Annotated in this window: 20 protein-coding genes; 9 read left to right on the top strand and 11 right to left on the bottom strand. The window is 71.2% G+C overall.

The annotated features are described in order from the left end of the window. Nucleotides 1-111 precede the first annotated feature (111 nt). Nucleotides 112-1,344: an alginate lyase family protein gene (locus ACZ53N_RS30140; protein ID WP_469143972.1), complete on the bottom strand. Its 1,233-nt coding sequence runs from the start codon at nt 1,342-1,344 to the stop codon at nt 112-114. Between the two features lie 483 nt (nt 1,345-1,827). Beyond that, entirely contained in the window at nt 1,828-3,051 is a 1,224-nt protein-coding gene (locus ACZ53N_RS30135) for a beta-ketoacyl-[acyl-carrier-protein] synthase family protein (RefSeq protein WP_469143971.1), read from the bottom strand. Nucleotides 3,052-3,342: 291 nt separating this feature from the next. Between ACZ53N_RS30135 and ACZ53N_RS30130 the strand changes: the two genes are divergently transcribed. The 4 genes from ACZ53N_RS30130 to ACZ53N_RS30115 all read left to right on the top strand — a co-directional run bounded on the left by ACZ53N_RS30130 (nt 3,343) and on the right by ACZ53N_RS30115 (nt 6,834). Continuing rightward, nucleotides 3,343-3,801: a hypothetical protein gene (locus tag ACZ53N_RS30130; protein WP_469143970.1), complete on the top strand. Its 459-nt coding sequence runs from the start codon at nt 3,343-3,345 to the stop codon at nt 3,799-3,801. Nucleotides 3,802-3,852: 51 nt separating this feature from the next. Further along, nucleotides 3,853-4,440: a hypothetical protein gene (locus tag ACZ53N_RS30125; RefSeq protein WP_469143969.1), complete on the top strand. Its 588-nt coding sequence runs from the start codon at nt 3,853-3,855 to the stop codon at nt 4,438-4,440. Between the two features lie 88 nt (nt 4,441-4,528). Then, on the top strand, nt 4,529-4,918 hold the full coding sequence (locus ACZ53N_RS30120) for a hypothetical protein (protein ID WP_469143968.1): 390 nt from the start codon (nt 4,529-4,531) through the stop codon (nt 4,916-4,918). Nucleotides 4,919-4,965: 47 nt separating this feature from the next. Beyond that, the gene (locus tag ACZ53N_RS30115) at nt 4,966-6,834 is read left to right on the top strand and encodes a peroxidase family protein (RefSeq protein ID WP_469143967.1); all 1,869 of its coding nucleotides are present in this window, start codon (nt 4,966-4,968) and stop codon (nt 6,832-6,834) included. Between the two features lie 102 nt (nt 6,835-6,936). Here ACZ53N_RS30115 and ACZ53N_RS30110 read toward each other — a convergent pair whose 3' ends face one another. Then, a complete protein-coding gene (locus ACZ53N_RS30110; protein ID WP_469143966.1) occupies nt 6,937-7,416 on the bottom strand; it encodes a MarR family winged helix-turn-helix transcriptional regulator in 480 nt (159 codons plus the stop codon). Between the two features lie 111 nt (nt 7,417-7,527). On the opposite strand from ACZ53N_RS30110, the gene ACZ53N_RS30105 reads away from it, so the two are divergent. Then, nucleotides 7,528-7,938: an organic hydroperoxide resistance protein gene (locus ACZ53N_RS30105; RefSeq protein ID WP_184737562.1), complete on the top strand. Its 411-nt coding sequence runs from the start codon at nt 7,528-7,530 to the stop codon at nt 7,936-7,938. Nucleotides 7,939-8,143: 205 nt separating this feature from the next. After that, nucleotides 8,144-9,076: an oxygenase MpaB family protein gene (locus ACZ53N_RS30100; RefSeq protein WP_469143965.1), complete on the top strand. Its 933-nt coding sequence runs from the start codon at nt 8,144-8,146 to the stop codon at nt 9,074-9,076. Nucleotides 9,077-9,087: 11 nt separating this feature from the next. Here ACZ53N_RS30100 and ACZ53N_RS30095 read toward each other — a convergent pair whose 3' ends face one another. From ACZ53N_RS30095 to ACZ53N_RS30080, 4 genes are all read right to left on the bottom strand, one after another. After that, nucleotides 9,088-10,194: a polyprenyl synthetase family protein gene (locus ACZ53N_RS30095; protein WP_469143964.1), complete on the bottom strand. Its 1,107-nt coding sequence runs from the start codon at nt 10,192-10,194 to the stop codon at nt 9,088-9,090. A gap of 202 nt (nt 10,195-10,396) precedes the next feature. After that, nucleotides 10,397-11,344 (bottom strand): diacylglycerol/lipid kinase family protein, encoded by a 948-nt coding sequence (locus ACZ53N_RS30090; RefSeq protein ID WP_469143963.1) that lies wholly within the window; start codon nt 11,342-11,344, stop codon nt 10,397-10,399. Then, nucleotides 11,341-12,933, bottom strand: coding sequence for an MFS transporter (locus ACZ53N_RS30085; protein WP_469143973.1), 1,593 nt, complete (start codon nt 12,931-12,933; stop codon nt 11,341-11,343). The genes ACZ53N_RS30090 and ACZ53N_RS30085 overlap by 4 nt, the downstream gene beginning before the upstream one ends. 5 nt (nt 12,934-12,938) lie before the next feature. Further along, the gene (locus ACZ53N_RS30080; protein ID WP_469143962.1) at nt 12,939-13,793 is read right to left on the bottom strand and encodes an SDR family NAD(P)-dependent oxidoreductase; all 855 of its coding nucleotides are present in this window, start codon (nt 13,791-13,793) and stop codon (nt 12,939-12,941) included. Nucleotides 13,794-14,120: 327 nt separating this feature from the next. Between ACZ53N_RS30080 and ACZ53N_RS30075 the strand changes: the two genes are divergently transcribed. Beyond that, complete coding sequence (locus ACZ53N_RS30075; RefSeq protein WP_469143961.1) at nt 14,121-15,074, top strand: threonine/serine dehydratase; 954 nt, start codon at nt 14,121-14,123, stop codon at nt 15,072-15,074. Between the two features lie 38 nt (nt 15,075-15,112). Here ACZ53N_RS30075 and ACZ53N_RS30070 read toward each other — a convergent pair whose 3' ends face one another. Both ACZ53N_RS30070 and lanL read right to left on the bottom strand, forming a co-directional pair. Beyond that, nucleotides 15,113-16,327: a lanthionine synthetase C family protein gene (locus tag ACZ53N_RS30070; protein ID WP_469143960.1), complete on the bottom strand. Its 1,215-nt coding sequence runs from the start codon at nt 16,325-16,327 to the stop codon at nt 15,113-15,115. 165 nt (nt 16,328-16,492) lie between these two features. Continuing rightward, the gene (gene lanL / locus ACZ53N_RS30065; RefSeq protein ID WP_469143959.1) at nt 16,493-19,222 is read right to left on the bottom strand and encodes a class IV lanthionine synthetase LanL; all 2,730 of its coding nucleotides are present in this window, start codon (nt 19,220-19,222) and stop codon (nt 16,493-16,495) included. Nucleotides 19,223-19,325: 103 nt separating this feature from the next. On the opposite strand from lanL, the gene ACZ53N_RS30060 reads away from it, so the two are divergent. Further along, the gene (locus ACZ53N_RS30060; protein WP_469143958.1) at nt 19,326-19,757 is read left to right on the top strand and encodes an ankyrin repeat domain-containing protein; all 432 of its coding nucleotides are present in this window, start codon (nt 19,326-19,328) and stop codon (nt 19,755-19,757) included. Between the two features lie 219 nt (nt 19,758-19,976). Continuing rightward, entirely contained in the window at nt 19,977-20,636 is a 660-nt protein-coding gene (locus ACZ53N_RS30055; RefSeq protein WP_469143957.1) for a DUF6629 family protein, read from the top strand. Nucleotides 20,637-20,686: 50 nt separating this feature from the next. Here ACZ53N_RS30055 and ACZ53N_RS30050 read toward each other — a convergent pair whose 3' ends face one another. Together ACZ53N_RS30050 and ACZ53N_RS30045 are read right to left on the bottom strand one after the other, a co-directional pair. Beyond that, nucleotides 20,687-21,154, bottom strand: coding sequence for an SRPBCC family protein (locus tag ACZ53N_RS30050; RefSeq protein ID WP_469143956.1), 468 nt, complete (start codon nt 21,152-21,154; stop codon nt 20,687-20,689). A gap of 177 nt (nt 21,155-21,331) precedes the next feature. Next, nucleotides 21,332-21,799, bottom strand: coding sequence for a cupin domain-containing protein (locus tag ACZ53N_RS30045; RefSeq protein WP_469143955.1), 468 nt, complete (start codon nt 21,797-21,799; stop codon nt 21,332-21,334). Nucleotides 21,800-21,911 lie beyond the last annotated feature (112 nt).

Below are 21,911 nucleotides of genomic sequence, written 5' to 3'. Positions count from 1 at the left end.
AACTCCGCCTACTAAAAAACCGGCACAGGAGTCGACCCCCACACGCCCAAGGGCGGCAGCACCCACCAGGTGCCGCCGCCCTCCGGCACACCCAGACAGCAACGACCGCGCTCAGCGGTTCTTCGCGTGGGTCAGGGCTTCCCAGGCGACGAAGAGGTCGTCCGTCCCCTCGTCGCGCAGTCGCTGGGCGACCCGCTGGGCCTGGGGCATCGAGATGCCCCGCCGGTTGCGGAAGTGGTTGAGGGCCACCTCGGTGTCCGGCCCCATGTCGAGGTCCAGATTCCCGCCGCACAGCCAATGCGGCACATTGGCGCCCAGTTGGTACCGGGCGTGGAGGGTGAGCGCCGCCTGCATCCGCTTGCCGACCTCGCCGTAGAGGTCGAGGCCCTGGTGCCAGGCGGTCTCCGCGATGTGGGCGGTGGCCGCGAGGGAGTAGCCGACGTGGGTGAAGTTCCGGCAGGTCTCCTGGCCGAGGCCGTTGACGAACCGCCGCTGCCCGAACCAGTACTCCCTGATCCTGTCGGGGGTTCTGATGTGGCCGCCCGGCGGGCGCTTGGGCAGGGGTCCGTCGGACTTGAGGTAGAAGTAGGCCGGGACGCGGGCCCGGAACCTGCGCACGGCCCGGTTGAAACCGCGCCGGTCGTCGAGGAACACCGAGATCCCCATGGCGGCGTCGGTCATGGCCAGGTCCCAGTTCCCGTTGTAGTCCGGTGCGGTGACCGTCACCTCGCGGAGGTAGACCGTGCGCAGCATCCCGGCGAACCGCCGCACCCGGTGGCGCGGCCAGCCGCCGTAGGTGTGCCGCATGATCTCCGCGGCCCGCGCCCAGGAGCTGCCGGCCCATGCCGCCTGCAAGCCGGCATTGCCGTCGGTGTGGTCCTTGAGCACGGCGGACCAGGCGTCCATGATCTGCACGGCCTTGCGGGCGTGCGCGCGGTCCCGGGTGACGTACCAGAGGAGCGCCTGGGTGTAGGCGGCGATCGCGTCCTGCCGTTCTTCGACGCACCCGTAACCGGGCCGGTCGTCCGGCGGGCACTCCACGACCCGGACGGGCATCGCGGTGTAGCCGAGCGACCCGTACCGGCTGTGGCGCATCGCGGCGAACGACGACCGCCACTCACCGCCTGCCTTGACTCGTTTGCGGAGGCGGTCGAGCTGAGCCTTGCTCACCAACACCCCCGGGTGCTTGAATCCGCGCGCGGGCGCGGCTTGGCGTGCCACCGGTTCGGCCGTACCGGTGGCCTCCGCCAGGGAGACCGGCGACGTCAATACAGCGAGCAGAGCAACCGTCAGGGCCGTAAGGCGGAGCAACAGCCTGATGCCGTTGCTGCGTAGTTGAGACACAGCACACCTCCAAGTCGGTGCTGCAAGCGTCACTCCCCCACGGGCCCGGGCGCTGTGTGGAGTACGCCAATGGGAGACCGGGGCCGGGTGCCACGCCCACGTTCGGACGCGTGCCGCCCACCTGCCGTCGGCTCGTCTAGGTTCGTTCGCGGCTGGAGAGACACAACCATGCCCAAGCGCCTTCAGGACATCGACGAACTGAGTGACGGTCAGCTCAGTGAATCCATCCACGCGGTCGGCATCCTGCGTGCGCGCTCGGCGGCGGACCCCGACGCCCCTGCCACCGGACACGCTGGAGGCCACGGACCGCCGGGCCACCACCCGACCTCCGGCACCGCGCGCTTCGACGTGACGGCGGTGCCGGCCTCGACGACGGCGGCCGGCCCATGGCCCGACGAGTGGGTCGAGCTCTTCCGGCGCTGGAAGGACGGCGACCGCAAACGTCCGGAGCTCGGCACCGCGCAGTATGCCTTCCGTCTCGGGTCAGGGAGCAGGGGTGAAGACGAGCGAGGCGTTGTGACCGCCGAAGCCGAAGGAATTCGTCAGCGCTGCCTTCAGCCCTCCTCGCCTGGGCCCGCCCGTGACGATGTCGAGCTTCACCCGCGGGTCGAGGGTGTCGAGGTTCTGCGTAGCGGGGATGACGCCGTCGCGGACCGCGAGGATCGCGGCGAGGGCGCCGATCGCTCCCGCCGCTCCGAAGAGGTGGCCGGTCATGGACTTGGTCGCGGTGACGGCCGGGTGGGTGCCGATGGCTTCGGTGATGGACTCGGCCTCGACGAGATCGCCTTGGGGCGTGGACGTCGCATGGGCGTGAACGTGCTCGATGTCGAGCGGGGACAGCCCGGCGGCGGTCAACGCCTGGCGTATGGCGCGTATTTGGCCGTCGGCATGTGCGCCGGTGATGTGGTAGGCGTCGGAGGTGACGCCGGCCCCGGCAAGTGTCGCGTGGGCGCGGGCCGCCCGGGCGGCGGCGAACTCGGCGCGCTCCAGGACCACCACGGTGGATCCCTCACCGATGACGAAGCCGTCGCGGTCCACGTCGAACGGCCGGGACGCCCGCTGGGGATCGTCGTTGCGCCGCGAGTGGGCCTTGGCCTGGGCGAATCCGGCGAGCGGCAGCGGATGGACACAGGCCTCGGTTCCGCCTGCCACCACCACGTCGGCCCGGCCGAGCCGGATCAGGTCCATTCCCATCGCGATGGCCTCGGCCCCGGACGCGCAGGCGCTGACCGGGGTGTGGGCCCCGGCGCGGGCGCCGAGGTCGATGCTGACCCACGCGGCGGGACCGTTCGCCATGAGCATCGGGACGGTGTGGGGAGACACGCGCCGCACTCCGGAGGACTCAAGAATGTCGTCCTGGCCCAGAAGGGTCAACGCACCTCCCGTGCCCGTGCCGATCACGACAGCCAGCCGCTCCGGATCGACGTCGGGGCGACCCGCGTCGGCCCATGCCTCACGGGCGGCGACGAGCGCGATCTGCTCACAGCGGTCCATGCGGCGGGCCTGCACCCGGTCCAGGACCTCCGCCGGTTCGGCCTTGAGCCTGCCCGCGATCCGCACGGGAAAGTCGGCCGCCCACTCCTCCGCTATACGGCTGATCCCGGACTGCCCGGCCAGCATCGCCGCCCAGGTCGAAGCGACGTCCCCGCCGAGCGGCGTCGTGGCCCCCAGGCCGGTGACCACCACATGGTTGGTGCCAGCGTTCACGGATGAACCCCCTTGTAGTAGAGATACAACTCCCCGCTCGGATGCTTGCGGGGAGGTATCGACTCATCGTCAACCCTGCCAGGGGAACTGAGGGTGATCATGTGCGGCGGTCCACGGAAGTGGGTCATGAAGTTTTGTAGTGTCTTACCAGTTTCAGGGGACGACATGGATGAGCGACGGCTGTGACATGCCGGTCAATGTGAACCGAAATACGATGGTGCTGGCGAGCGATCCGCGCCTGGACGCGGGCAGGGGACGGCGTGATGCGTGGGGCCGCCCTGGAGGTGTGTGATGGGCCACGACACGGGGGCGGACGTCGATGAGCTGCTGACCATGTCGCGGTCGGAGCTCGACCGGCTGTTCCGCGCCAGTCCTCCCGGGGAGATACCTCGAGGCGAAGGGCGCGGCACTGTGCTGGTGGCACGGGGTGCGAAGGTGTCCAAGGCGGTGGCCGCGCTGGCACGTCTCCTCGCGTGGCGGGGGAAGGTCTTCGACCGCGACGGCGGCGGACTGCGCAACCGGGTCACGCCCCTCGGTGTGCGGGCGGTACGCGCGCAGGTCTACCGGAACTCGAGCCTGCTGGACGACGGCGAGTGCATCGTCCTGGATTACTCCCGCACCTCTGTCGTCGCCCACCGGATACGTGACGAGATCCGCCAGATCGGCCCCCGTCTCTACCTGGGAATCGTCTACTGGGGGCGACACAGGGTCCTCAATTTCTCCCTGTACTTCACCGATCGGCGTACCTGACCTGGGACCATTCACTTCGCCCGTTGGCTGTTCACCGACGGCAAACGGCGGGTGATCTTCGCGAGCAACTACGACGGCAGCCTGGAAAGCTACATGGACGACTTCATCGACAAGGTCGCCTGGGGCCTCAACGCCGTCTTCAGCAACGGGCTGGGCTATCCACGCACCCGGTGGCTCGTGAGGGGCGACAATGACTTCGGCTATTTCGCCACCGACCGGGACGGCTTGCACTGCCCCCTCGGCGCGCACGTCCGCCGCGCCAACCCGCGGGACTCGCTGGACCCCCGGCCGGGCTCCGCCGAATCGGTCGCGATCGGCAGACGGCACCGGATCCTGCGCCGGGGGCGGGCCTACGCGGACGGCGGTCCGGGGGGCGGGAGCGAGCGCGGGCTGCATTTCCTCTGCCTCAATGCGAACATCTCGCGCCAGTTCGAGTTCATCCAGCACACCTGGCTGAACAACCCGAACTTCAACGGGCTCCACGACTCGCCCGATCCGCTCGTCGCGCCCCGCCCGGACCATCGCTCCACCTTCACCGAACAGGCAAGGCCCCTACGCACCCGCCGTCTCGACCTGCCGCAGTTCGTCTCTGTACGCGGCTATCTCTGCACGGCCACCGGCGAGGGCGGTCGGCGGTGACGGGGGCACACTCGTCGCGCGAAGCGACAGGAGATGCCCTAGCGTCGTACGCGGCATGCACTACCCCTCGGGAAAGGGGGCGACGACCTTGGATGGGCGCACCATCGCGCGCTACGGCCTGGCCGGCATCCGGCTGGTCAACGGCGTCGCGGCACTCCTGGCCCCCCAGGTGGTGGCCCACCGGCTGGGGGCGGACCCGAGCCGGCCGGCGCTGGTCCACGTGCTGCGGATGTTCGGTGTACGCACCGTCGCCCTGGGCGCCGAGCTCCTCTGTCCCAAGGACCCGCTGGACCTCGACCGGGCCCTGCGCATCGGCACGCTCATCCATGCGAGCGACGCGCTGTCAGCCGCCTGGGCCGGGCAGCAGGGGACTCTCGCCCGTCGGCCGGCGATGGCCGCCACAGCGATCTCGACGGTCAATGTCGCCCTCACGCTTCTGGCCCAGCGGCGGATCTGCTGCCGTCCGGGCACGCACTGACCGCGCCTTCATCGACACCCGCACCGGACGCCGGAAGGATTTCCACGATGGGCAGAGCTCCCGACGGCTCAGCGGGCCGCACGAGTCCGGCAGGTGCCGGTGAGACCGGTGAGCGGGGTACCGCGTCCTGGTTCGTCCAGTTGCACAACAAGCTGGCGTTGGCCGTCGACCACAAGGTCGGCTGGCAGAACCTGCCGAAGTCGCTCGGCATGCTGACCCTCATCGGTCTGCGCAACAATCTGCGTCGGAAGAACCTCTTCGACACCAGCACCTATCCAACGCGGAATCCGCCACCGATCGGGCCCTCGGAACCGCGGCACCTCACCGAGCGCACAGCCGACGGCACGTACAACGACCTGAGCGATCCACGTATGGGCATGGCCGGTTCGCGCTTCGGACGCAATGTCCCCCCGGAGGCGAACGCCCCCGAAACCGAGTCGCAGATCATGTCGCCGAGCCCTCGCGAGGTGAGCCGGGCGGTCCTCACCAGGCATGAATTCGTGCCCGCGGAGTCCGTCAACGCCTTGGTCGCGGCGTGGTTGCAGTTCATGATCCGGGACTGGGTCAGCCATGGTCAGGGCACGGTGGACCGCCCCTGGCACATCGAGCTGGTCGACGACGACCCGTGGCCCGCCCGGCCGATGCTCGTTCCCCGGACGCTGCCCGACCCGACCCGCCCGGAGGGCGGCGACGGCCTGCCGCCGACGTACATCAACGAGAAGTCGCATTGGTGGGACGCGTCCCAGCTCTACGGCGACGACCTGGCCGCACAGCGGCAGCTGCGCACGGGCGAGGACGGAAAGCTCAAGGTCCCCCGCAACGGTTCGCTGTTCCCGGACGACCCCGAGCGGGACCCGGCGAGCGTGCCCGGGTTCTGGGTGGGCCTCGCCATGATGCACACGCTGTTCATCCTGGAGCACAACGCCATCTGCGACAGACTGCGCGGCGAGTACCCCGGCTGGTCGGACGAGGAGATCTTCCAGCGGGCGCGTCTGATCACGGCGGCACTCATCGCCAAGATTCACACCATCGAGTGGACGCCGGCGGTCATCAGCCATCCGACGATGGTCACCGGGATGCGCGTCAACTGGTTCGGCGTCCTCGGTGAGCGGGTGCACCGGCTGCTGGGGCGGATCAGTTCGAGCGAGGTGCTCAGCGGCATCGTGGGCGGGCGCACCGACCACTTCGGCGTCCCGTACTCCCTCACCGAGGAGTTCGTGGCCGTCTACCGGATGCATCCGCTGGTCCCCGACGACTGGAGCTTCCGCTCGGTCACGGACGATTCCCTGCTGCAGGAGGCGACCTTCCGGGATCTGGCGGGGCGGCACGCCTACAAGATTCTCGGCAAGCACGCCCTTCCCGATCTCTTCTATTCCTTCGGCACCTCGCACCCGGGCCTGGTGACCCTGCACAACTACCCCCGGTTCCTCCAGGAGTTCGAGCGTCCCGACGGCAATCTCCTGGACCTCGGGGCGGTCGACATCCTGCGGATCCGGGAGCTCGGCGTACCGCGGTACAACGAATTCAGGCGCCGGCTGCATCTTCCCCCCGCGAAGGATTTCGACTCGCTCACGGACAACCCGGTCTGGGCCGAGGAGCTGCGCCGGGTGTACGACGGCGACATCGAGCGTGTGGACCTCATGGTGGGGATGTTCGCCGAGCCCCGGCCGAAGGGCTTCGCCTTCAGCGACACGGCTTTCAGGATCTTCGTCCTCATGGCGTCCCGCCGGTTGAACAGCGACCGCTTCCTGACCAAGGACTACACGCCGCAGGTGTACACACAGACCGGTCTCGACTGGATCGAGAACAACAGCATGGTCAGTGTGCTCCTGCGGCACTTCCCCGAGCTGCGTTCGTCCATGAAGTCGGTGAACAACGCGTTCGCCCCCTGGAAGACGTCCTCACCCGCGCCGTGACCCCGTCGGCCCCGATTCGAAGGGGTCCGGGTCCGGGGCAGCGCACCCCCGCTCCAGCGAATTCCCTGGCATCGCCCCACGCCCGTGAGCCCGGCCGGGGAGCTACCGCGGCCGGCCGTTCTGCGCGGCGTCGAGGTTGTCGGTGAGCCGTTCGAGCAGCCCGCGCAGCGTGATGATGTCCTCCAGCGGCATTCCGGCGGCCTCGGCGATCCGGCGCGGCACCGACAGCGCCCTCTCGCGCAGCGCCTCGCCCTCCTCCGTGAGCCGTACGGTGACCGAGCGCTCGTCCTCGGCGCTGCGCTCGCGGCGCAGCAGACCCGCCGATTCGAGGCGCTTGAGCAGCGGGGAGAGCGTCCCGAAGTCGAGCCGCAGCCGCTCGCCGATGGCCTTGACCGGCTGGGGGCCGTGCTCCCAGAGGACCATCATCGCCAGGTACTGCGGATAGGTCAGGGCGAGGTCCTTCAGGGCAGTGCGGTAGACGCCCCCGAAGGCCCTCGACGCGGCGTGCAGCGAGAAGCAGATCTGGTGATCGAGGCGGAGCAGCTCCGCGTCGTCCGGCAGCGGGAGGGGCGGCGTGGTCATGGATCCAGGGTAGCCCCGAGCCAATTAGATTGTGCACAACTCAATCGTGTGCGATGCTTTTGGTGTGCGGCGGGCGGACAAGCCCGCCGAACCGACTCGAAGGGATCTTCCATGGACGCGCTGTACACCGCTGTCGCCACCGCCAACGGCCGCGAGGGCCGGGCCGTGAGCACGGACGGGCAGATCGACCTGGCGCTGGCCATGCCCCCGGCACTCGGCGGAAACGGTCAGGGCACCAACCCGGAGCAGCTCTTCGCCGCCGGCTACGCCGCCTGCTTCGCCAGTGCCCTCGGCCTCGTCGGTCGCCAGGCGAAGGTCGACACCAAGGACGCCTCCGTCACCGCCGAGGTCTCCATCGGCAAGGAAGGCCCGGGCTTCGCCCTCGCCGTCACCCTCCGCGTCGAGCTCCCGGCCGACCTCGCGGGCGAGACGGGCACCCGCCTGGTGGAGCAGGCGCACCAGGTCTGCCCGTACTCCAACGCGACCCGCGGCAACATCAAGGTCGATCTCGTCATCGAGTAGGCGTCGAGAGGGGCGGCCCACGCCGCTCATCGCCCCGGTCCGGTCGCACCGCAGGCCACGCGCCCGCGGCGCGACCGGACGGAGCGCGACCGACCGCCGCTACGGTTCGCCCGATCGTATGGTCATCCCCTCAACGGGGCTCCCCGGGTGCAGCGATCCGAGGAGCATCGGCACCGGACAGCGAGACCGAGCAGAGGGATGCGCGATGGCACCGAGGCACCTCGATCCCCCGTCCCGCCGGGCCGCCTTCCAGGGCGTGCTGCGCGGGGACCGCTACGCGCGAGCCCGGCACCTCGACGCCGAACGCGACCATGCGCACATCTATCGGATCAGTTCGGGCCTGGAGTTCCCCTGGGACTACCAGCGCGCCCTGGAGCTGGCACTCCTGCGCACGTTCGCCGTTCCCGCCATCGGTGGACTCGTCGATGCCACCGGCCAGTTCGCGCACGCGGGACAACGTCGCTACGACGACACACTCGTCCTCATGGCGGCGCTGGCCAAGTACGGCTACGACTCACCAGAGGGCAGAACCGCCCTGAGTACGATCAACAGGGCTCACAGCTGGTACGCCATCGACAACGCCGATCTGCTGTACACGCTGTCCGCCTTCGTCTTCGAACCCATCAGATGGATCGGACGGTACGGGTGGCGCCCCCTCGTCGAACAGGAACGCGTCGCCGCTTTCCACTTCTACCGGAACGTGGGCCTGCGCATGAACATCCGCGACATCCCCGGGCACTACGCGGACTTCGAAAGCTACAACAGGGAATACGAGGCGCTGCGGTTCGCCCCGACCCCGGGCGGGCGCCGAGTGGCCGATCACGCGGTCGGCGTCGCCTGCCACTGGGTCCCCGGCCCGCTGCGGCCGGTCATGCGCACGATGGTGATCGGGCTCATGGACGAGCGGCTGCGCCGGGCGTTCGCCTATCCCGAGCCGCGTGCCGTGTCGTCCCTCGCCCGGCTGGGACTTCACCTGCGAGCCCGCGGCTCGCGCCTCCTGCCCCCACGGCGCCGGTCCTTCTACGACCACCCGCCGAAGGTCCGCAGCTACCCCGGCACCCAGCACGACTACTCGGTGGACGACTTCGGGGTGAGCGCACCCACCGCCGTCGGGCCCCGGTGGCGCAGGCGTTCTTAGCCGGGCCCGCGTCAGGCGACGCGCGCTCGCCGGACGGTGAACCGGGCCAGGGCCTGGATGAACAGAGCCGGGCGGGTGTGCGGCAGCAGCGGCCGCAAGGCCGTCCACGCCGGCTGGAGCATCCGCTCGGTCTCCTCCACACAGGCGTGGAGCGCTCCGCAGGACTCCAGTACGGACACCACATCGCGAACCGCGCCTTCGGTCACCGCACCACCGCGAATCCGCTGCCACATGTCTGCCATCTCCGCGCGCGGCAGCAGCGCCACTGCCTGGGCCAGTGGCATGGTGACCTTTCCGTTGCGCAGATCCTCGGCCACCGTCTTCGTCGGCGCTCCCGCGCGCATCACCCCACGGAGGTCCAATACGTCGTCGGTCACCTGGTAGGCCGTTCCGATCGCCTCCCCGAACCGCTGGAGGCCGCGCCGCAGCTCCGGGGACGCCCCCACCAGCAGGGCACCCACCTCGAAGGCGGTGCGCACGGGAATGCCGGACTTCAACCGGTGCGTCAGGCGCACCTGTTCCAGCAGGGGGCCCGCCTCCCCCGTGGCGATCGCGGCGTCCATCTGTTCCCGCAGCCCGACGATGTCGAGTGCCTGTCCGGCGTGGGCGGACCGCAAGGCCCGCAGATACGCGTCCTGGATGGCGCAGCGCAGTGGCACGTCATCGGGGAGGACGGCGTGCAGGGCCCGGTCGAACGCGAAGTAGGCCGCCGTACCGGCGTTGAGGGCGACAGCCGTCCCGAACACGGTGTGTGTCGCGGCCCTGCCCCGGCGCAGGCCGGCGTCGTCCTCGATGTCGTCGATGATCAATGACCCGGTGTGCATGAGCTCACCGGCGGCCAGGAGCGGGGCGAACCGCTCACTGTCGCCACCCAGCACGTCGATGACCTTGGCCAGCAGGTAGGGGCGCCACCGGTGTCCGCCCGCGTCGATGAGATGGCGCACCGGCCGCACGAGGGTGTCGTGCAGCCGGCCCGCGACGTGTTCGGCGAGCGCGGGGGCGAGCCGCTGGTCCTTCGCCAACCCGAGCAGGTCCCGGGTGGTGGTCGGGTCCAAGGCGTCCGCGTCGGGGTAGAGCGCGGTGAGGTGTGCGCCGATGGCGGTGCTGAAGCGGAGCATGTCCCGGCGCACCACAGGCGGCAGCTCGCCCCCGCGCCCCGTGCCGTCGCTGTCGCCGCCTTGCGCGGGAACCTCACCGTGACCATCGTGTGCCGCGGCAAAGCCGTGGTGTGCGAGTGTCCGATCGGGCACGCCGGTGAAGCGCACATGTACTCCCGTGGTGAGTGTTCGGCCTGGCGGTGGGGCATGTCGTCGAGGTGGACTAGAGCGCGAGGGCCAGCGCGCGTTCGCAGGAGGAGAAACGCACCCGGCGGCACCGTTGGAGCGGCTCTCCGTCCACGTGCAGGGCGAACGACGCGTCGGCCGTGACCGTCAACGTCCGTCGCGCCCGGAAGCGTCGCACTGCCCGGCCACTGTGCTCACGCCGTGGGGCGAGCAGCATGCGGGCCATGAGGGCTGTGCAGCGAGGCACCGAGAGTGTGGTGAGCGCGAACCCTTCCAGAGCCCCTTGCCAGGAGGCGCGCGGGCACGGGGACAGGGGCCACGGACCGAGATACGCGTACGGCGAGGTGTTGGCCACCAGGACGGCGCACACGTCGTCGACCGCATCACCGTCCTCGGCTTCGACGCGCAGGGCCGGGCCCCTCCCGTCGGTGGCGTGCCGGAACTCCCGGGCCCCTTCGGTCAGATAACGCCTCCAGGTCGGCGGCGGCCCACCGGTCGAACGCGCCGCGTCGACCCGGGCCATGAGTTTCGCGCCGAAGCCGATGCCCGCGCCGGTCAGGAAATAGCGGTCATCGGCCCTGCCCAGGCTGACGACCGTCCGTCGTTCCCGGCTCACCGCTGCCGCCAGGCGCCGGACGGCACGTGCGGGGTGCGGGGGCAAGCCCAGGGAGCGCGCGGCGACGTTCATGCCTCCCGCGGGGAGGATGCCCAGGGCGGGGCGCCTCTCCACTCCGGCCCCCGGGCCGTCGGCGAGCAGACCGTTGACCGCTTCGTTGACGGTTCCGTCGCCCCCGAGCACCGCCACCACGTGGAACCCGTCCCGGCGTGCGGAACACGCCAGTTCACCGGCGTGCCCCGGGTGCGCGGTGACGGCGACGTCGAGGCTCGTCACAGCGGCGAGCGGTGACGTGATCGACGGGAGGCCGACCGCGGCGGCGGCCGTCGAGACCGGGTTGACGATGAGCAGGGTGCGCACCGCGGTCATTCCCCGGCTCCGGGCCGCGTCGCCGCGCAGGGAACGACCGTCGGGGGGCCGGTGGTTGCCGTCGCACGGCGTTCGCGGGGAAGCGCCATGAGTACGAGACACGCGCCGGCGAAACAGACACCGGCGCAGGCCCAGGACGTCGTCTGCAGCGCGACGACGAAGGCGTCTTCCGCGTCCTCCACCAGTCGGCGGGCCTGCTCCAGGTGGTGGAGCCGGTGGGCGGTGTCTCCGTCGGTGGCCGCGGCGACCATGTGCTCGGCTTCCGACACGGCGCGCAGAAAGTGGTCCCGGGCGGCTCCCGGTGCCGCCTCGGCCGTTCCGTCCGCCGTCGTGCCCATGCGCGCCGAGTAGACCGTGTTGAAGACCGACCCGATCGCGGCGACCCCCGAGGTGCTGCCCAGGCTGCGCACCGCGTCGTTCATCCCGGCGCCGATACCGGCCTTCTCCGTCGGCACGGCCCGCATGATCAGGCTCGTGGCGGGGCCGCCCGCCAGTCCGACACCGAGGCCGATGACGACAAGGAAGGCGTGCAGCCGGCCCATGGCGGTGTCGGTGGTGGTCCCGGCGAGGAGAACGAAGGCGCACCCGCACAGCACCATGCCCACGACCAGGACCCCTCTGGGCTGGGTCCAGCGTGCCCCGGCCGCCGAGAGCAGACCGCCGAGCGCGACTCCGGCCCCTCCGAGCAGCATGGTCGATCCCGCTTCGACGGGTGACATGCGCTGCAGGCCCTGCAAGTAGAAGGTGAGGACGAACGTCGAGCCCACGAGGGTGAAGAACAGCAGGGACAGCGCCGCCGCGGACACGGCGTAACCGCGATTGCGGAAGAGCTCGACGGGGAGCATCGGCGCAGGTGTCCGTCGTTCCCACCGGATCAGCGCCACGAGCAGTGCCAGACCGACAACCGCGGCGGTCATCACCGTCGCGTCGCTCCAGCCCCGCGCCGGCGCCTGGATGAGAGCCCACACCACGGCGAACAAGCCGGCACACGACAGCAGCAGACCCACCGGATCGGCGGCGGGCGCCCCGTCCTGCCGACAGGGCGGTACCAGGAAGGTTACGCCCACCAGGGCGACCACCACCAAGGGAACGTTGACCCAGAAGCACGACTGCCAGGAGTAGTACTCCAGCAGCCATCCACCGAGAACGGGTCCGACGAGAACACCTGCCCCCGCGACCGTCGCCCATGCGGTGATGGCGAGCCGCTGCCGCCCGGCGTCCGTGAAGACCTCCACCACGATGGAGAGGGTGGACGGCATGATGAAGGCGGCACCGACACCCATCAGCGCACGGGCCGCGATGATCCCTCCCGCGCCGACGGCCAGGGCACCGAGGACCGATGCCAGGCCGCAAACCGTCAGCCCCACCAGCAGTGCCGTGCGCCGCCCCCGCCGGTCGCCCCAGTTCCCCGCTGCCAGTACCCCGGCGGCGAGTGCGAGCATATGGGCGCCTACGACCCACTGCAGCTGCGCCGAGCCCAGACGCAACTCACGCTGCATCCCCGGTAGGGCGACGTTGAGAACCGTCTGGTCCACACCGAGCAACATCAAGGACAGGCACAGGACACCGAGTACGCCCCACCGCCGCACGCCGCTCACCGCTTGGGACACGGCGTGGGCAGCTGGCTGCGGACCAGCACGTCGAACAACGCCCCCGGCAGCGTCCGCCGCAGGCCAAGTGACGCCCGGGCCGCCGCACCGACAACATAACGTGACCGGGGCGACCGAGCGCTCAGCGCTCGCTCCACGACGTGGGCCACGCGCACCGGCGAGCCGACCCCGTACCGCCGGGGAGAGCGCTGCACGCGCCGGTAACAGCGGGCGAGATCGTCGCGGAACGCCGTGTGGACGGGGTCCCGCGCCTCGTGCGCGGCGAGGAGCCGCAGGGCCGACTCGATGAACCGGGTCCGGAGGGCGCCCGGCTCGATCGTGCTGACCCGGATCCCGAAGGGGCGTGTCTCGAACCGCAGGGCGTCGCTGAAGGAGGTCAGGGCGTGCTTGCTGGCGTGATAGCAGCCCGCGCCCGGGAGCGTGAACCTGCCCGCGACGGACGAGATGTTGACGATGCGGCCCGCCCCCGCCGTCCGCATACCCGGCAACACCAACTGGGCCATGGCCAGGTGCCCGAAGACGTTGACCTCGAACTGCTGACGGATGTCGCGCAGGTCCATCTCCTCGACCGGGCCCGCCAGGGCGTACCCCGCGTTGTTCACCAGCCCCCAGACCGCCCCGTGCCTGTTCTCCACCCGGCGCACGCACTCTTCCATGGACACGTGGTCCGTGAGATCGACCGGCAGGACCTCGGCTCCCGCGGCGACAAGTTCCCCCAGGGGCTCGGTACTTCGGGCGGTGGCGTACACGGCGTACCCCCGGCCGATGAGGCGCAGGGCGACGGCACGACCGATCCCGGACGAGCATCCCGTGATGACCACCGCGCGCGGACTTGTCACCGGTCCCGACCTCCACAGCTCCCGCATTGTCCGATGGGCGGCCCATCATGACTACGGAAAATGCGGCTCGCTGCCACCGATCGCCCTCTTACCCCGTATGGGGCGGGCATGTTTATCCCCGCCCCACATCGACCACACCCACCTTCGAGATCCTGAACGAGCGTTCGTCGATTTTCGGCCTGCTCGTTCGGGCCGGGCGGGCCCGGCACGGGTCGCATGGTGCTGGGCCGGACCGCCCACCGGCGCAATGGCCGGACCTGCGAGGATGCGAGGACGACCACCGGCCGGCCTCGCTCGGCCCTGCCCCGCCGGAAGGAAAACCCCACCGTGCAGCGCCTCACCTACGACGACATCAAGCGCGCGTCCACCCGGGTCGCCGGGCATGTCCGGCCCGTCGCCCTCGCCCCGGCCGACCCCGGCGAACCCGGCGGTCCGCCGTGCGAGATGTGGTTCGCCCTGGAGCACCTGCAGCACACCGGCAGCTTCAAGGCACGCGGCGCGCACAACTTCCTCGCCGCGCACCGGGAGGAAGGCGCCCTGCCCGACGCCGGGGTCACCATCGCGTCGGGCGGGAACGCCGGACTCGCCTGCGCCTGGGCCGCCCGCCGACTCGGCGTGCCCGCCACCGTATTCCTGCCCGAGACGGCCCCCGCCGTCAAGGTCTCCAAGCTCCGGGGCTACGGGGCCGACGTGCGCCTGACCGGTACCGAGTACGCCGAGGCGCTCGCCGCATGCCAGGACTTCGCCGCCGCCACCGGGGCGCTCTCCTCGCATGCCTACGACCACCCCCTCATCGCGGCCGGCGCCGGCACCCTCCTCGAGGAGATCCACCAGCGGCTCCCCGGCCTCGACACCGTGGTCGTGGCCGTCGGCGGCGGGGGCCTCTTCGCCGGTGTCGCCACCGCCGCCCGTCAGCACGGTGTGCGCGTCGTGGCGGTCGAGCCGGAGAACTGCCGCGCCCTCGGCGCCGCCCTGGCGGCCGGCCATCCGGTCGACGTCGCGGTCGACTCCGTCGCCGCGGACTCCCTGGGTGCCCGCCGCGTCTCCCGCACCGCTCTCGAGGCCGCCCAGCACGGTGACGTCCGCGCCGTCCTCGTGCCCGACAACGCCATCGTCGAAGCCCGGCAGTCGCTCTGGGACCACCGGCGCCTCGCGGTCGAGCACGCCGCGGGCACCGCCCTGGCGGCCCTCACGTCCGGGGCCTACGCGCCCTGTCGCGGCGAGACGGTCGCTGTGGTGTTGTGCGGCGCCAACACCGACCCCAGCGACCTCGTGCGGTAGCCGCACGGCTGTCGGCGCGGCCGCGCCCGGTACCCCCCTCACGCCAGGAGCAGGGGCCGGTCCCACGTCGGCGCGACATCGGTGGCCGCCGCCAGCAGGGCGAGGACCACGCCCGCCGCGCCTTCGAGGTACCCGGGGCCTTCGGCCGAGAGCGCGGCGGGTGAGGTGAGCAACTGCTGGGCGAGTGCGGTCGCGGCCCGCGCGAGCTCGGGGTCGCCGGTGTCCGACACGAAGCGGGACGTGATGTGGAGCAGCCCGGCCACTCCATGGCACAGACCGGGGGTGCCGTCGACGCGGCGTCGCGCCGCGGGCCGCCGGAGGGCGGCTTTGAGGGCCTCCATCGCGAGGGCGCGCAAGGAGGCGTCGTCGAGCGCCGTCCCGGCGAGCCACAGCGTTCTGGCGACGCCGGGGCTGCCGTAACACCACGAGGCCCGGGCGGTGCGGCGGTCCCGGGGGCCGGACCGACCGGGTGGGGGCAACATTCCTGGCCAGTTGGGGCCCCACGCGTCATCGGTGCGGTGTGCCGCCAGCCACCCGGCCACACGGGCGACGGTCTCCCGCTGCCCGGGGACGGTGACGCCGGCGTCGAGGGCCAGGGAGAGCAACGCGAGCGGTCCCGGAATGCCGTGCGCCAGGCCGCAGTCGAGGACGCCGTACGGAAACTCCTCGCGCGTCCGGGCGTCCCTCAAGGCCTCGGCGGGGGTGTACCAGTGGGGTGTGCCCGCCCGTTCAGCGCACAGCGACACGAGAGCGGTGAGCACACCACGCAACGCGTCACGGACGGCGGGTTCATGGCGGCGGCCGAGCAGATACGCGCCCGTACCGGTCACGCCGGAGATGACGTCGAAGACCCGGACAGGCATGCCGTGCGAGTCGCCGAGGGCTCGGGCCCGTCGCCCCGCTTCCCGGACGACGCCGTCATGGAGGGAACGGAACGCCGGGTCGCCGGGAGAAAGCGACCAAGCGGCGAACGCGAGGCCGCCGAGACCGCCGAACAGCGCCGGTGTGCTCGTGCCGAGCCGCTCGGCACCTTTGACCGCCGCAGAGAGACATCCGTCGGCCACGGCGTCCCAGCCCAGCCCCGGCATGCAGCGGCCCAGCTGGTGGTACGTCAGGGCGATCCCCGCTCCGCCGCCGGCGAGGTCGGGGGCGACACAGGTGGGGGTGGAGCGCGGCCGACCCACCAGGGTGGTGACGAGGTCGAGGGCCGCGGCGGCCGTATCGGGCGGCAGTACGGCCGACCATCCCACCACGTCGGCTCCTCGTCCGGGTGGTTCCGTGCGGCCGTACCGGCCGACCGCACGGAACGGGTTGGCGTTGTCGTGTTCTATTACCTACAGCGAGGCGGCTCCGTGCATCCGTCCGTGCGGTCGGTGGTGAAGATGGTGTCGCAGCACATCATCGGCTCCAGAGACTGCTCATCCGTCTCGGGCAGTTCCTGGAGTTCCAGGACCTCGGTTTCCATGGTGGGTTTCTCCTTCGTGGTGGTATCGGCCGGTCATCGGGTCGACCAGCCAGGATCGGTTGCCGCCGTGTTTGAGGCGCAGCAGGAAATCCAGCACGCCGGCCAAGCCGACGCCATAACCGGCGCTGACGTCGCGCAGGGTGTCGTCGGGGACCAGCAGGCGGCCGTCGCGCCGGACCGCCCGAGCGGACAGGCAGGTGGCAGTCTTTGCCGCCCGGGAGCGGTAGTGCTCCTCCCCCGTCGCGTCGGCGAGGTCGAGCAGCAGCTCGGCGTTGCCGGCCGCCCCGTGGCAGGTGCTGGGGCCGATCCGGCAGCGGTCGCGGTGCACCGCGCGCGCCGCGCGGTCGGCGTACTCGCGAAAGCGCGCGTCGCCGGTGGCGGTCCACAGCCGTACCAGGAACGCTCCGATGCCGGAGGCGCCGTGGCACCAGAAGTTCAGATCGGTCCGTTCGGTCCGGCCCGGCCCCTTCGGCCAGACGGCCGCGTCACCGCGCGGTTCGGCCACGGCGCACAGGGCGTGCCCCGCCCCCGTCGCGATGTCGACGAGGTCCGCTCGGCCCAGGTCCCGCCCGGCGGCGAGGAGGAAGGCGGCGTTCCCGGCGACGCCGTGTCCGAAGCCGTACAGGGCGGAGCCGGCGAGTTCGCGGCGGTGTTCCGGACCGACGGGCCAGTCCACGCCGTGCTCGGCACCGGCGGTCAGTCGAACGAGCCTGTCGGCGCACTCCGACGCGCGATCGACGAAGCGTGGATCGCCCGTCGCGTGCCACAGGTGCAGTTGGGCGAGGCCGGCTCCGGCGAGGCCACGGCAGATGTCGGGGTTGTGCCAGTCGAGCGGGATACGCAGGGCGTATTCCACGGCCCGGTCCGCCATTCCCGGGTCGCCGAGCGTCCGGGCGGCGTCGTGGAGCGCCCATACCGTGCCGGAGCGGCCGAAGTGGAGTCCGGGCAGAATCCTGCTCGGCGCGGTGAGCCGTCGGTCCAGCCACCGGGCCGCCGTCCGCAGTGCCGGCTCGGCGGTGGTCTCGCCGGAACGGACGGCGCGGTCGAGGACGGCCAGCACACCGGCCGCGCCCAGCTGTACGTTGCAGGGGTCACTGAGCGGAGCCGATCGCGGCCGTGGCCACAGGTGTTCGGCGTCCGGTTCGGCGGTGGCCGCGAGGTGGGCCAGGCCGTCGGCGAGCAGTCGATCGACGGCGCCGCGCGCCGGGGCGGGTCCTGCCCGCGCCGGTGCCTCGACGGGGTCCGCCCGGAGAAAGGCTGCGGCTTTCTCCAGCGGCCAGCGGGCCGGGCCGTCGGCCGTGAGGCCGATGACGAGGGGGGCGAGTGCCCGGAGCGCGGGCGCGGCCGGTGCGGCGGTGTCGACGATCTCCGCGAGCCGGTCACCGGCCGGACGGCGGGGCGGGGAGTCGTCGGCGAGCAGCGGGATGATGCCGGTGGCGGCGTACAGCAGGGTGGCACCCAGGCTGTAGCAATCCGCTTCGGGGCCGGGTGCGGGTGGTGGTGTGTCGCCGTCCCGGTCGGGGCCGTTCAGGTACTCCGGGGCGGTGAAGCCGTGGGTGCCGACGACGTGGGCCCGTTCGTCCGCGCGGACCGCGCATTCCATGTCGACGAGGACGGGTGTGTCGTCGGGGGTCATCACGATGTTGCCGGGCTTGAGGTCGCGCAGGACGAATCCGGCCGCGTGCATCCGGCCGATCATGTGGGTGAGTTCGCGGGCCGGCTTCCACAGGGCCGCGACCGGGATCAGGCCCTGTTCGTCCCGTGCGAGGCGGTCGGCGGTCCAGCGCTGCAGGCTCTTGCCGTCGATCAGGTCTTCCACGAGGAAGACGTGGCCCGCGGACTCGAAGACGTCGCGGACGGCCGGTGTGATGCGAAGAGACGCGAGCCGGTTCAGGATGTCGGCTTCGTAGCGCAGCCAGTACCGGGCGTCCTTGCCGTCCGAGGTGGCTCCGATGTGCGGTCGGGCCTCCTTGAGCAGGACGTCGTCGCCGGTCCGCCGGTCGCTCGCCCGGTAGACGCCACCACGGTTGGAGTGCCGGATGGCCTCACGGACCAGATAGCGGCCGGCGATGAGGACGGGGGCGCCGCGGCGCCGCCCGGAGGTGACGCGGACGGGCGGGTCGAACGGGGGGCGGGCCCAAGGGGGTGGTGAGAACCACGGGTTGCGCTCGTCCGCTACGAACGTTCCGTCGGGTGCCTGTAGCCGCCCTTCGTAGAGCCCCTCGTCGTTGAGCTCATGGGGCCGGGCGAAGCAGCCGTAGCGGTAGTGGACCAGGCTGTCCGGCCGGTACCGCCGGTCCGACAGAATCGCCGGCCCGGGGAGTCCGCGAGTGGCCTCGTGGAGTTGCCCGGTCAGGACACGCAACTGATCGTCGTCGAGGGGATAGACGGTGAGGAACTTGCCCGACTGCGCGCGTGGCGCCCGGACCGAGGTGAGGTCGGCGGTGACCCGTGGTGAGGCAGCGAACTTGAACGCGCACGCGTGGGCCACCAGGACACGGGCCGCGCCTTCCAGAACGCGGGCCGCCGAGGCGGGGGTCGCGGACAGGTGCAGCTTCCAGCCCTGCTGCCTGGGCACATGGCGCGGCGGCGTGACCATGCACCAGGTTTCGCCGTCGCGAAGCGTCCACCCGGTGGTCGAACTCTCACCCAGGAAACGAAGAGTGATTGCCTGATAGCTCACCGCCACGACCTCAGCATGGCAGGTCACCGGGTGGCGCGCGAGGGGCTGTGGACGACTGGTCCCCGGCGCCCGGCCCGCCGGGGCGGGCGTACTCTCGGAGCGTGTGAACAGGAGACAGCAGAAGAAACTCACGAAGCGCCTTGTCGCGGCGGCGTCCTACGGAAGTGCCGCGGAGGTGACCGCTCTCCTGCGGTCGGGAGCGCATCCGGACAAGGCCGACACCGAAGGCTCCACCCCGCTGTACGGAGCCTCCGTGCGGGGAGCCGCGGACATCGTCCGGCAGTTGCTGGCCGCCGGCGCCTCGCCCGACACGGAGAGCACGGGCCTCACGGAAGGGACGCCGCTGTGTGCCGCCTCTTGTTGGGGGTACACCGACGCGGTGCGCGCGCTGCTGGCCGGCGGCGCCGATCCGAATCTCCGTGAAGACCACGGCACGGGCCCCTCCCCGCTGGAGTGGGCGGAGCAGGGCCCCCACGCCGAGACCGTCGCCGTGCTCCTCGCGGCGGGCGCCCGTCCGCGCGAAAAGACCACCTGACACCGGCCGCACACCCGTACGCCTCCAGGGCCTGTCCGGCGGATCTTCGTGGTTCAGCGAGCGGCTTGGGGCACCGACCGGCGGTAGCCGGTGGAGCGTGCGACCGCAAGGCGGAGAGTCGTCCTCCGGCCGACAGGTGCCGACGCGCGCGAGCGCGCTCGGTGTGCATGCCGGGAGCGTCGAGTCGCACGTTTGCCGACAACGGGTTTGGGTGGCGTCATGTGCTGGAATGCGACGGCGGACCTCGTTGCGGGCAGCGGGATCGCCGCGGTCGGGGTGGTCTGTGTGGTGCGGCTGCGCCGGGCCCGTGATGTGCCGCTCGGCGCCCTTCCCTTGCTCCTGGGAACCCATCAGATCGTCGAGTCCGCCGTCTGGCGTTCCGGCGGCGGTACGGGCCCCGCGACCTTGGCCTGGGCCGTCATCGCCCTGCCACTGCTGGCGGTATGGGTTCCCTTCGGCGTGTGGCTCGCCGCTCCGCCCTCCGTCCGGGGCCGATCGGTGGCCCCCGCCGTCGTGGGGATCGTCACCTCCGGCGTCCTCGCGTACTTCCTCTGCACCCGGCCGGTGACGGCCGAGGTCCGCGGCCACACGCTCGGCTACGTCCTCGACCTGCCGTACGCTCCGCTGATCGTCGCGGGCTATCTCCTTGCCACCGTCGGCTCTCTGCTGCTCGGCGGTGATCCGCTGTTGCGTCTGCTCGGGGTTCTGGTCGCGGCCGGGGCGGTGATCTGCGCGGCGCTGTGGCGACTGGAGTTCATCTCCACCTGGTGCGCCTTCGCCGCGGTGGCGGCTCTCGTGATGCTCGCCTGGGTACGGCGAAGCCCGGAGGCCCCCGCGCCGCCGCGCAGGTCCGGTGCCCGGAGTACGACAGGCCGGTGACGGTAGCCGGGCGGCGGGGCAGCGGCACGGACCCGGGCCGGGCACACGGCTCAGCGCTGCTCGCCGTCGGGCATCAGCCACGGCTCCCGCGGAAGGGCGCTCCCCGTCTCCAGCAGGGACTTCAGATTCGACAACACGGCCGCCCACCCCGCGGCCGCCGCTTCCCGCTCGGCTTCGTCGGCGAGGTTCTCGTGAGCGACGGTCAGCCGGACGATCTCGCCGTACGCCTGGATGTCGAAGGTCACCCGGGACGGTTCGCCGGAGCGCTCCGCACGGGGATCGGCCCAGGTGGTCACCAGCCGCGTGGGCACCTCGCTCTCCACCACGGTGCCGACGACGTCGGCGATCCCCGAACCGTCCGTCCGCCGGTGCTCCCAGGCGGAGCCGGGTTGCCAGTCGGAGACATTGCTGTGGCCCCAGTATTCCGCCGTCAGGTCGGCGTCGGTCAACGCCTGCCAGACCTTCTCGGGCGTGCTTTCGATGTAGGTGACGTAGACGCATGCCGGCTTGTCCGTCATGGCTTCCTCCGCTCGCCGCCGCTCCACCGCGCTGGGCGCGCGCAGACGCGGGCTGTCGCATGTGTCGATTCCTCGTTCCCGGATCTCATTCCCGCATGTCGAACCGGGCGCACACGACACGACACACGCGGAATGCTCCCCGGGCACGTCGGCCTCCCCCGCGTGGGGGGGAGGCACTCAGCTCGACGTCGTGCGATAGCGGCCGCGGAACTCCGCCAGCAGTTCGTCGGTCACCGCGGTGCCCGCGGCCACCGCGGCGTGCACGTCACGGAAGTACCCTTCGTATCCGGCGGGGGTGTACAGACACAGGGCCCTCGCGGTCTCCGTGCCCGCGTTCCGGAAGCCGTGGGGTGTCCCTCGAACGGCCGCCAGCAGGGTGCCGGGGCCGGCGGTCACCTCGCCGTCCCCGTTGTGAAGGGTCAACTGGCCCTCCAGTACATAGAAATACTCGTCGTGTCCGTGGTGGACGTGGGGCCGGGCGCCCACGATCCCCGGCTCCAACGTGAACTCCTCGAAGGAGAACCGTCCCCCGGTGTGCTCGGCGGTCAGCTTGAAGAAGTGCTCGACCCCCGCCACATCTATCAACTCGCCTTCATCGGGGCGTCGAAGGAGCGGCCGGGGGTCCGTCGTCTCATGTTCGATCATCGTCGCATGATGGCAGAGTTCCACCATCCGGCCGTAGCGGAATACCGCACCGATCGTCACGGCATGGCGTATTGACCTCGCCCGACGGAGGTCGCGAGACTGGACCGTCCAG

The organism is Streptomyces sp. NPDC033229 (genome assembly GCF_055576875.1).
The sequence above is the reverse complement of the archived record's forward strand: the minus strand, read 5'-3'. Positions and strand labels throughout refer to the sequence as shown.